Below are 11,777 nucleotides of genomic sequence, written 5' to 3' on the forward strand. Positions count from 1 at the left end.
TTTTATTTTAATGCTAAGAAAATAAATAGCAGGTACGCACCAAAGAGAATAACTCCTTTAATCCTTCCTATTTGAAAACGCTCAGGAACTAATATGAGAGGAACCAAAATAAATGCGAATCCAATCATCCAAAAAATATTAGTTGAGAGTATTTCTGGTGTTTCTGGATTTACAGTTATAGGTTTAATAATTGCTGTTAGCCCTAAAACAGATGCTATATTGAAAATATTTGAGCCAATTAAATTACCTAATGATATGGCCTTTTCACTTTTAAGCGCTGCTATAACAGAAGCTGCCAATTCTGGTACACTTGTACCAATAGCTATTACAGTAACCGATATAGCATAATCACTAATACCAACAGCTTCTGCCAACTGTATTGCACCTTTAACCAACCACTCAGAACCATAAAATAATCCTGCAGATCCAATAAGCAACCAAATAATAATTTTAAAATTAGAAACTTCCGCCAATGCATCATCTACCTCTTCTAAGTTAACATTTGTTGACTTTCTAGAACTCCTTATCAGGATAAACAAGAATACAATTAAGGCTACAAATAACAATAATCCTTCTAATGTAGTTAGTACATTATCATTTTTTAAAAAGAAATAGAGTGCAAAGGATACAACCATCATCATTGGCCAATTATACCTATAGAAATCTCTATCAACTGACAATGGCGAAATTATCGCGGTAATACCTAAAACAAGACCAATATTAGCAATGTTAGAACCAATCACATTACCAAGTGAAATATCTGAAATTCCATCAAACGCAGCCTGTAAACTTACTAAGAGTTCAGGAGCTGAGGTCGCAAACGAAACAACCGTCATTCCGATAACAAGTTTCGATATTCTAAGTTTAAATGAAAGCCCAACGGATGCTCTAACTAAAAAATCTCCACCTACAACCAACAATGCAAGTCCTGCAATTACAAGGAAAATACTCATTTAATTCATTAATTATTAAACCCTCTATTCTATAGATTTGCGAAGATAACATTTGTAATTCATTCCATCGTAAAACTAAAAATTTCGTTAAATAACTATTAATTTAGTTTTATAACTATAAAAATAGTTATATGTTCGAATATTGAAATTTAATTGAATAATTATGCAGAAACTTACCAATAAGGAAGAACAGATAATGCATATTCTTTGGAAGCTTGAAAAAGCTTTTGTAAAAGATGTACTAGCAGAAATAGACAACGACAAACCCCATTACAACACACTCTCAACTATTATTAGAAACTTGGAAGAAAAGGGGTACGTTGACTATAATGCATTTGGCAAGACACATCAGTACTACCCAATTATTTCAAAAGAGGATTATAAAAAGCGTTTTATGACAACAGCCATTGAAAATTATTTTAATAGCTCTTACAAAAACGTAGTCTCCTTTTTTGCAAAGGAGGAAAAAATTAGTGTAAAGGAGCTAAAGGAGATCATAGCCTTAATTGAAAACAAAAAATAATTATGGAATATCTATTAAAAGCAACTATAGTTTTGACGGTTTTCTACGCATGTTATTATTTCTTTTTGAGGAAAGAAACATTTTTCAATCATAATCGATGGTATTTATTGTGTGGACTCATAGTTGCATTGTTGTTGCCATTGATCATTATACCCATTCAAGTAACTATAGAACCACAAACAGTTTCTCAACAGTTTTATACTTTTTCTGAAAACACAACATCTTTAAATGTAGAACCAACGAATTCTATACCTTTGACTAGTATTCTATTTGGTATTTATTTAATTGGTGCAGTATTATTTTTCACTCAATTCATATTACAATTTGGTTCGTTAATCTGGTTACTGATTACAAACCCAAAGAATAAAGATGGAATTTACACCTATGTCATTGTAAGCAGTAAAATTTCACCATTTTCTTTTTTTAAATGGATTGTTTACAACCCAAAATCCTTTAGTGAAAGTGAATTAAACTTGATGCTTACACATGAAAAGGTTCATGCCAATCAGTTACATTCTATTGATATTATTTTGGCACAATTAGCATGTTCTTTTTTTTGGTTTAATCCATTAGCGTGGCTTTACAGAAAAGACATAAGACAAAACCTAGAATATATTGCCGATTTTAAAACTCAGTTAAAATCTAACAACACTAAGGAGTATCAGCATTTGTTGTTAAAAACAAGTATTGATTCTCGTCAAATTTCATTATCAAATAATTTTTATAATTCATTAATAAAAGAGCGAATAATTATGTTACAAAAATCAAGATCAAACAGAAAAAAACAATGGAGATACTTATTGATGCTACCCATACTAGCAGGTTTACTAATGAGTATGAACACAGAAACAGTCTATGTTGAGTCAGAAGATTATTCGTCACTTCAGCCTCTTACCACAGATATTACAGATGGTAAGCATATTGAAATTGTATTTAACAAAGACACTTCATCTGAACAATTAGAAGAAATAAAAAAAGAACTAGAAACCAATGGCATTACCATGACCATTAAAAGTATTAAACGTAATAACGATGGTGAAATCACATCTATTAATGTTGATTTTAAAACTGAAAACGGTTCGGCTAATTACAATATCAGTGGTGATGAAGGCATAAATCCATTTAAGTTTAGCATGAAGCACGATGGTAGCTTTGGTGTTGGCACAATAAACAACGAGGAGGTTATAGTTTTTGAGGATGTACACGTAAAATATGGAGATCAAGATGATACAAATGTATTCTTCTTTAAGGAAGGTGACAAAGACGAAATCATTGAAATAGAAGAAGACAGTGGTAAAGTTTATAAAATTAGAGTTAAAGCAGGCAATGAGCTTCATTTTGATGAAAAACACAATGGCAAAGGCTATCACAAAGATCATGATGTAGATACTGATGTACATGTTATCAAAGAATACATTATTGACACTTCGAACATCAAAAAAGAATTTATCATCAAGACCGACAACTACTTTGAAGGCGATAAAAAGATAAAAATTAAAAGAGGTGATAAGGTGAATTTCTTCACACCAGGTGATGGTGCAAAAAATCGAGTTTCAGTATTTTCTTCAGGAAGCAACTCTAAACCATTAATAATTATTGGAGATGAAATTGTTTCTGATATCGAATTAGGATCAATTGATCCGGATAACATTGCAAATGTTAATGTTTTAAAAGGTGATTCTGCGACTGAAATTTATGGAGATAAGGGTAAAAATGGAGTTGTAGTAGTTAGATTAAAAGACAACAATTTTAAATACTTAACAAAAAAGAATAAGTGGGAAACAAAGAAAATTAAAGCCCATAAGATTGAATATAAAGATGATGACACCATTTGGATAGAAAAGTCCAAAAACGATCAAAATGGACCATGGAAAGTTACGACAGGTGTTTCTGGTTATACATTTATAAGTGATGATGACATTTCAAAAAATGCGACATTAGGTATTATTTCCAAGAATACTCCAAAAAGTATTCTTGATGCCAATAAATCTAAACTAGAAGATCTGGGAGTTACGGTTAAATACTCTAAACTAAAAAGAAACAAAGTGGGTGAAATTACCGGAATTAAAATTACCTTAAAAAATGACAAGGGCAACCAAAGTAGCGCAAGTTATAAAGACAATGACGGAATTTCGGATATAGAATATGGAGTTATTGGAGACAAACTAATTGTAAGGTCAAGGAATTAGAAGAACCGCCAATCAAAAAAAGAAAAGCCAAACTTAATTTATTGAGTTTGGTTTTTTAATTCTTCTAGTTAATTATTAGTTTTTTGGTAAATATCCGATTACCCTGCTTTAACTTAATAATATAAACACCTGACGAAACTTTTAATTCGATATAATTACCTGTGTAATAATAGTCATTGAGCAACTTGCCATCAATTGTATAAAGATCTATTTGTGTCTCTTTATTTAATCCTTTGATTTGAAAGTATCCATTTGATGGATTTGGGAAGATTTTTAAATGGTCTGAAATCACCTCTTCAAAAGACAAAGTTTGATCCCAATTTTCTCCAACATTATTACCCCAAATATACTCAACCAAATCTGGTTGATCTATAAAAGGATTTCTGTTTAATTGCCAGATATACACTAAATTATTTCTATTCATTTCATAATCGTCTGGTGGGTCATTTCTATGCCAATCTAATAAGGTGGCTAAATCACCTAGCTGACCAACTGTGCTTGGAAAACCATTTACTACTTCTAAACCATTATATCGTATCTCTAAATAAAGTACACCCCTTGCCACATCACCACGGAAACTACCTAGCGTCCCTGAAGGACCAATATATTCTCCATAATGCTGATTTCCTCTAGAGCTATTTTCAGCAGCATCGGCTGCTCTTAACGCATGCGCATCAGAATTTGCATGGCGCAAAGAATCCGCTTTAGTCTCCCAGAAAACATTTATACCATCGGCAATTTCATCATCTTCAATATCATTAAAACCACCTAGAGATCTCGGAAAAGTATGTTCCCTATTCCATTTGCCTGTATTAGAACTTGTCGTTTGCAAATCTAATTTTGCCCTTCCCTCTTCGGAATAAACCAACCAAACCTCATTACTATTTTCTGGGTTTTGATCTGCCTCTTTTAAAATATCAATAACATCTGCATATGTTTGTGCTCTCACTGTACTAGGATCTGCAATTATATCTTGAAGTGCTTGACGTAAAGCCACATCAGACAAACCATCTAAGGAGTCATAATATCCTGTTGGTTGAGTGCTTGTTACTTGCCCGAAAGTAGGGTTTACAGGTGTTCCCCAAGGCGCTGTGGTAAAATCATTATCCACTACCCTAACCTCTACCTTATTATTAAATGGAACAATTGGTTCAATTAAATTAATAAAACTGATTTCTAATACCTCATCACCTTCATCATCTGTATCATCAACTAATGAAATTGTAGTACTTGTTGAATTCTGTCCGTTGGCAATAGTCAAACTAGTGCTTCCTGTATAATCTGAAGTATTAAATCCAAAATTATTTAATGCTATGTCAAAGTTTAGGTCTGAGGTAACATTAACTTCACTTGTGAAGGTTATCTCCAAGGAAGCACCTTCATCAATTTGAGTATCGCTCACAGAAACAGTTATAGGATTAATGGGTGTACCTGAACCATCATTTAATCTCCTTGGTGTAGGAGTTGCAGTAAAATAAGACCCATCATTATTTCTCTGAATAGAATTAACACTTCCGCTTGATCCTTCATTTATTTGAGTAATAGAAGCAAAATTTGGGTCATCATTGAAAATATCAATCAAACCAAGATCATCTGGATCACTAGTATCATAAATTAAAACATCAATCAAGTTTGTAATATTGGCCATAGTACCTTCCGGAAAGGCGGTTGGTGAATCCTGGTAAATAGCCACGGCATCTGCACCATTTTGAATTATATTCTCTGATATTAACAGCTGAGGGAATGGCCCTACACCAGCACTACCGATGACTAATAAACCATTGTTGTCGGTTGTATAACCACTAAGATCAATAACTAAATAACTAGAATCATTACCACTAGTAGATCCATTAAAAAAAACTAGAATATAACCATCTGTAGAAAAATTTTGTGTCTGAGATTTAATTTCCACAAATTCTGCAGTATCCGTACTTGGATTATCAGAATCTAGTTCATTTATTACTAATACTTGAGCGCTCAGTGTGCTAAAAACAAAAAATAACAATGGGCCAAATAATAATTTCATTCTTTAATTTTTTTATAAAGATAATCTTATAAAATTGACCTAATGTTAAATTTCAAAATTGATGGTGTAATAGAAAAGTTAAGTCAATTATTTAATGATAGTTATCAGTTCAACTTTTATGACGAATGACGAAATGTACATTTATTGCGTTTTTTTTAAACCAATTGCCTCTACGATTTTTAAAATAGATCGGAAAACCCTCTACAATTATTTCATTTTTAAACTTAATATTAATTTTTATGTTACATATAATAACTTTTATATAGACTAGTCACATATATTTATAACTATTTTAATTTTTATACTTACAAAAGTAAATTCAATTTCGTGGATTTATAACAATTTGTTTGGAGGATTATTTATCGAGGGTATATATTGAGAACTCAATCAAACAAAAACGTATAATATTAACCTCTAAACCAAAGTAATTATGATGACATTAGCCAAACTGATCATAGATATTGTTTTTTCAATGATCTAATTTAAAAACCGGCCAATCAACCAATCAAAAAAAAGTAAAACTTAGTTCTAGAATAAGTTTTACTATTTTTGTTTTAAAGCGTATCGTAATATTAAAACTTCGCTTTAAAATTCATGAAAAAAACATTCTTCAAGGCCTTAGCCAAACTAAATAAATCTATTCTGCCTTCATTCAGCAAAAAACAACTAGACCTAAGCAAGGCATCTAAATTTCAATTAGCAATCATAGGTTGGCGTGCCTATGTTACAAAGAATGCTTTATAACAAAAAAGACTACCAGAAGGTAGTCTTTTTCAAAAACTCAATTTAATCTATCGCAATAGCGTTAATTTTCTTCATTCATTTTTAATTTCTTGTAACAGAACCCATAGGCAAAGAACCAAGGTTTTGTCCAAATGCATGTGTTGCCGGTGCTGTATCATTTCCAGCTGTCCCAACTAGTAGCTTCATTACAAAAGGTGCAACAGAATCGTCAGGAACTGGCTCAACTGAAATTACTACTGTTCGACCTCTTACATCCAAAGGAAACGATTCACCGGCTGGTTCATTTTCAAAAAAGTCTTCACCAGGTACTGGTGGCCCAGCAGATGGTCCGCTAAATGGCGCAGCTCCATCTACAGTATTAAATGTTGTAAACGTTCCTGTACTCAATGGTCCTGAATCACCTACTACCCAACCTTCATATGCCCACCCTGCAGGCAATGACGGTAATACAAAATTTGGAGTTGGCGGCATACCAGGTGTACCAAACCAAATTCCATTTTCATCATTTCCATTGTTCATGCCAGATTCATCCGTAGGAGTTCTTAAAAAGAAATCACCTGCCGCATTTGAAAAATCCCCAACAATATCAGTATTGACAGACGCTGTTGTTCCGTTAAAGTCACCTACCAAAATTTTTGTATCAGCAGGAGCTGGATCTGTATCTATTGCAGGTTCAATTGATAGAACAAAACGAGTTGCACTATTTAATTGGGTTGCATTAACAGGAAAATTTTGTGGAAATGTTACGCTAGTAAACGTACCTGTGCTCACAGGTTGTCCATCTACAATTATCCAACCTTCATATACATAATCACTGCCAAGAGCTTCTAAACCTTGTAGATTAAGAGTTAAATCTGCCGTTGTTGGCCCACTATTGTTGTCGTCATCACTACTACAGGAAACCGCAATAAACCCTAATACAAGTATTCCTAAAATTGTTTTTTTAATCATTGCTCGTTATTTAATTTGTTCTAGACAAACTTATAACCGAAATCTAGATTAAAATGTTAGCTATCTAACAAATGGAAATAAAATTGAAATTAATTATGAAAAATCATTAATGGACAATCTAAATTTTTACTGATTTTTGTTTTATCTGCATTACCGAATAGACGTTCAAAAAATCCTTTAAATTGCCCAACCAAAGTAATGATATCCGTATCTTTAGATTTTGTTGAATTTATTAAAACACTGGACAAATTAGAGCCTGAAACAACATCATAAGTAAATCTATTTTCATTAAGCATCTCTAATAACAATTCTTTATCCGTATTTATTTTAGCCTTGATATTGTCTTCTGATCCAACAAATCGCTTAATTTCAATATTAGCATTTAATTTCTCCATTAATTCAATTATTTCCCTGACAGTTAGATGATCAACATAGTCATCTGTATCTAATACCAATAACAATTTTTTAGGCATTTTAAAGGTGAAACCATCTGGGATGACTAGAGTATTACAATCTATGTATCTCAAAACTTTTAATGCATTACTGCCAAACAACGACTCTTTTAAATTTGAAGCACCATTTGTACCCATCACAACGATATCAATATGATACTTTTTAATTAGCTGTCTTATAGAATCTATAAATACATCATAATCAACAATGGCCTCAAAACTATGCAAACGCTCATTAGCCATATGTTTTAAATCATTTACTAATCCCTTTAACCTCATCTTATTATCAGAAATTAAAGATTCATAAATACTTTCATTTGATTTACTCAAAATCAAATCATCAGACGTGTAACTCAGTGAATCCTGTACGTTTAATACATAAAAATCACATACTTCCGTGTTAAACAATTTTAATGCATACTCGATTGCGTTTATAGAATTCTCTGAGAAATCTGTTAGTAAAAGTATTTTTTTCATCCTAGTTTCATTTTCTATTAATTTATAAAAATTGTTTCAATACTTTAATGATAATTATCATTCAAAACTTGTTTTACATTTTAAAATCATTGATACCAAAACACTAATTTGTGTCTATAAAAATTTAAAACTGATTTATGTCAGTAAAAATATAGTCTAGAGTGAGTATCTTAAGACAAATAATTTTTTACGTCATGATTAAAAGTATAGATAGAGATCAATGTACAGATATTTTAAAGAACAATTATCTAGGATATCTTTCATATGTAAGCAATAATTCTCCTTATACAATACCAATTACTTATTACTTTAATGAAAAGGAGAATTATATCATCTGCTATTCTGGTTTAGGACATAAGATTAACTCTATGCGTAAAAATATTTCCATCTCATTAGCAGTAGCAGATATTTTTGCTGCTAAAAAATGGCAATCCGTTTTAGTTCATGGCAAATATGATGAAATTAGTGGAGGCACAGCCAAACTTTACCTGCATGAATTTTCATTAGGTATCAAAAGTATAATTTTACGAAAGGAACATAAGGATATGGATTATATAAGTGAATTTTCAAGCAAAATCTACAATCAAGACATACCAATAGTATTCTTAATAAGGATTGATGAGATGACTGGCAAAATGAGGTCGTAAAACAGAAAATCCGATATAAATACAAAAAGCAAGCTCGTTTTAAGCTTGCTTTTTTGTTATCTGTAAATATTGATTATAAAATTAATAATAAATTTCTTACCTTGAAAATCAGTATATGACTTATACTGTCCTATAAATTGAATTTCGACTGCTTTGATCAATAGTCGTCATAAAAGATTGCCTATCAAATCTCAAATGAATACAAATTGAATTAAAAAGCTAGAAATATGTCAAATACGATCGATTCTTCTGAGTGGAAATCCAAACCAGATGATAATTTATGGAATTCTAAGGCTAATTGGAAATCTGATAAAATTCCTAATAAAACTGCTATATTTTCAAAATCATGTAAAACTTTAGTTGGTTTTAAAAAAAACAGTAACGCAACAATTAATCAAATAAAATTTACAAAAAAAGCGCCTAGTTTCAACTTCAATATTAAAGTTTATAAAAAACGACCAGCCTTAACAATTGACGGAAAAGGAGTAATAAATAATTCTAAAAGACAACAGTGTTTCAGTGTAACATCAAAAGGGGTAGGTCGTAAAACACCTCAACTAAAATTTACCAATAGTGCATCTGCAGGCAACTTTAATATGCTATATTATGCAGGGCCAAAATCACTAAATAAAAGTTATGGTGGCGGCGTTATTGCTTTTTTTGATAAATCAACTGCTGGATCAGCATTTTTCACCATACGTACAGGTAAACAAGCACCACCTAAAGAAAACAGTACGGTTGGAGCTGAAGTAACTTTTTGCGACTCATCTAATGCTGGTAAGGCTCGTTTTACAGTTTTTGGAACTCTTGGCTCAGATGGTGATACTTTTGGAAATGCGGTGTTCCATGATAAAGCATCGGCTGAGCAAGCAGTATTTACCAATATTGGAGGTACAGTTAGCGGCGGTGATGGTGGAAATACACAATTTTACGATGAGACAACCGCAGCTTTTGGCACCTACGATAACTATGGTGGCAATGTAAAAAAAGCAAATGGTGGCGATGTTGCTTTTGATGGTATTGCATCAGCCGGAAATGCCTTGTTTTATAATAGAGCTGCCAAAGTTGATGGTGCCTATGGAGGTGTTACTAGTTTTAACAACAATCCTAATATATTTAGCAATAACCCTATAATAAAAACAGAAAAAGGTGCAACGGCTGGTGTGGCTACATTTCATAACTATGGTGCGTCAGGAAATAATCTAGGTGGTGGAGGACATACTGAATTCACTGCAAAATATGCAACTTGTACTGCTGGCAATGGAAATTTCCATAATTATGGAAGTATCACTAATGTTCGTTCATCGGCAGGACACACTATATTTTCAATAAGTAAACCAACCAAAAACTATCCTTCTGCAGGAAATGGCACATTTTGGAATTACCCAAGTCCAATTAAAAATGGCGTTGGTGGATTTACTGAATTTAGTATGTACAATGAAGGTGATTACATAGAACCTCCAACTGCGGAAAAAGCAACATTTATAAATTTAGGCGCTACTGTCAATGGCGCTAATGGCGGATATACCTCCTTCTCTAACGAAACTACAGCTGCAGAAGCCACATTAATTGCACACGGTGGTATAAATGGTGGAAATGGTGGGCAAATACTTTTTAATGACAACAGCACAGGAGACAATTCTAGTGTTGAGCTCATTGGTAATGGTGAGCTAGATTTAAGTTATCACAAAGGCCCTCTAACAATTAAAAATTTAATATTAAAAGGAGGTTTAATAAAAATTAGAATTGGAGATAATCCAACAACTTTAAATATTGCCAAGGATTTTAATTTAAATACTCCAGTAGCTGAATTCTCATTTTACTTAGATAAAGAAAATGGATTTAAATATGATACAGCATATGCTATCCTATCGGCAAATAACTTATCTGACTCCCAAATTCAGGATTTTAGAGGAAATGAAATAAACGGTCATAAACCTAAGTTTTCAGTATCAAACAATATTTTATTTGTAAGCTATTCTGACAAAAATTAGATTTGATTTAAAAACACAACTAAAAAATGTTTCATTATTTTGGCTATGGTTCTAATATCAACTTAAAAGCTCTAAGAGCAAAAGGTGTGGACCCTCTTTCATCTCAAAAAGGCAGGCTTATAGGCTGGCGTTTACGATTCAATGTACAACATTGGTTTAAGCATGAAGGCGGTATGGGTAATATTGAGCAAACTAATAATGAAAATGATAATGTAGAAGGTGTTGTTCATAAGTGTAATGATGAATCGTTAATACCTTTAGACAAATTAGAAGCTTACGGAATAGGTTATGATAGAATTGAAGTAGCTATTGAAACAAGCAATGGTATTATTAAAGCGCTTACATATGTAGGTTTACCTGCATTTATAGACAATAATTGTCTACCAACAGAACGCTATAAAAATATTATTATCTCAGGTGCAGAACATGCAGGTCTCACACAAAGCTACATTGACAACATAAAAAGTCATCCGATACACCGAATGCCTGAGTATCCAAAATTTAAAGTCACTTTAAAAGATAATGTTGTCTATAACGAAGAAGAACTATCTAACAAAACCCACTTAACAGCCTTAAATGGATATGTTTTTGACATGCGTAACTCAAGACCAGAACTAGATTGCCTTTTTGATATTTTTGGAGGAAAAGATATGACGCTTTTTCATTTAAAACGATTAGATAGTAGTACCGGAAATGAGACTATTAATGATGTAATAAATGGTAACATAGGTAAAGAAGGAATTAATTATATTAATATATACTTGCATGAATACGCAAAGGAATTTAACTGTATAGGTAAATTTGTATACAACCAATTATAA

10 protein-coding genes are annotated in these 11,777 nt (G+C 32.0%); 6 read left to right on the forward strand and 4 right to left on the reverse strand.

Going from position 1 to position 11,777, the window contains the following annotated elements; all coding sequences use genetic code 11:
* Positions 1 to 2 precede the first annotated feature (2 nt).
* Positions 3 to 953 carry a calcium/sodium antiporter gene (locus tag LBV24_RS10335; RefSeq protein ID WP_224478570.1) on the reverse strand — a complete coding sequence of 317 codons (951 nt, stop codon included), beginning with the start codon at positions 951 to 953 and terminating at the stop codon, positions 3 to 5.
* Between the two features lie 163 nt (positions 954 to 1,116).
* Here LBV24_RS10335 and LBV24_RS10340 point away from each other — a divergent pair, with 163 nt between their 5' ends.
* Both LBV24_RS10340 and LBV24_RS10345 read left to right on the forward strand, forming a co-directional pair.
* The gene (locus LBV24_RS10340) at positions 1,117 to 1,476 is read left to right on the forward strand and encodes a BlaI/MecI/CopY family transcriptional regulator (protein ID WP_224478571.1); all 360 of its coding nucleotides are present in this window, start codon (positions 1,117 to 1,119) and stop codon (positions 1,474 to 1,476) included.
* A gap of 2 nt (positions 1,477 to 1,478) precedes the next feature.
* A complete protein-coding gene (locus LBV24_RS10345; protein ID WP_224478572.1) occupies positions 1,479 to 3,665 on the forward strand; it encodes a M56 family metallopeptidase in 2,187 nt (728 codons plus the stop codon).
* Between the two features lie 64 nt (positions 3,666 to 3,729).
* Here the strand turns inward: LBV24_RS10345 and LBV24_RS10350 are convergent, their stop codons facing one another.
* Entirely contained in the window at positions 3,730 to 5,691 is a 1,962-nt protein-coding gene (locus tag LBV24_RS10350; RefSeq protein ID WP_224478573.1) for an endonuclease, read from the reverse strand.
* A 594-nt stretch (positions 5,692 to 6,285) separates the two neighbouring features.
* On the opposite strand from LBV24_RS10350, the gene LBV24_RS10355 reads away from it, so the two are divergent.
* The gene (locus LBV24_RS10355) at positions 6,286 to 6,435 is read left to right on the forward strand and encodes an SsrA-binding protein (RefSeq protein WP_224478574.1); all 150 of its coding nucleotides are present in this window, start codon (positions 6,286 to 6,288) and stop codon (positions 6,433 to 6,435) included.
* Positions 6,436 to 6,516: 81 nt separating this feature from the next.
* On the opposite strand, the gene LBV24_RS10360 is transcribed toward LBV24_RS10355, so the two are convergent.
* Positions 6,517 to 7,386: an anti-sigma factor gene (locus tag LBV24_RS10360; RefSeq protein ID WP_224478575.1), complete on the reverse strand. Its 870-nt coding sequence runs from the start codon at positions 7,384 to 7,386 to the stop codon at positions 6,517 to 6,519.
* A gap of 89 nt (positions 7,387 to 7,475) precedes the next feature.
* A complete protein-coding gene (locus tag LBV24_RS10365; protein ID WP_224478576.1) occupies positions 7,476 to 8,315 on the reverse strand; it encodes a universal stress protein in 840 nt (279 codons plus the stop codon).
* Between the two features lie 194 nt (positions 8,316 to 8,509).
* Here LBV24_RS10365 and LBV24_RS10370 point away from each other — a divergent pair, with 194 nt between their 5' ends.
* The 3 genes from LBV24_RS10370 to LBV24_RS10380 all read left to right on the forward strand — a co-directional run bounded on the left by LBV24_RS10370 (position 8,510) and on the right by LBV24_RS10380 (position 11,777).
* Positions 8,510 to 8,962 (forward strand): pyridoxamine 5'-phosphate oxidase family protein, encoded by a 453-nt coding sequence (locus LBV24_RS10370; RefSeq protein WP_224478577.1) that lies wholly within the window; start codon positions 8,510 to 8,512, stop codon positions 8,960 to 8,962.
* A 227-nt stretch (positions 8,963 to 9,189) separates the two neighbouring features.
* The gene (locus LBV24_RS10375) at positions 9,190 to 10,956 is read left to right on the forward strand and encodes a hypothetical protein (RefSeq protein WP_224478578.1); all 1,767 of its coding nucleotides are present in this window, start codon (positions 9,190 to 9,192) and stop codon (positions 10,954 to 10,956) included.
* Positions 10,957 to 10,982: 26 nt separating this feature from the next.
* Positions 10,983 to 11,777: a gamma-glutamylcyclotransferase family protein gene (locus LBV24_RS10380; protein ID WP_224478579.1), complete on the forward strand. Its 795-nt coding sequence runs from the start codon at positions 10,983 to 10,985 to the stop codon at positions 11,775 to 11,777.

The organism is Winogradskyella vincentii (assembly GCF_020166345.1).
In the GTDB taxonomy this organism is placed as follows: Bacteria; Bacteroidota; Bacteroidia; order Flavobacteriales; family Flavobacteriaceae; genus Winogradskyella; species Winogradskyella vincentii.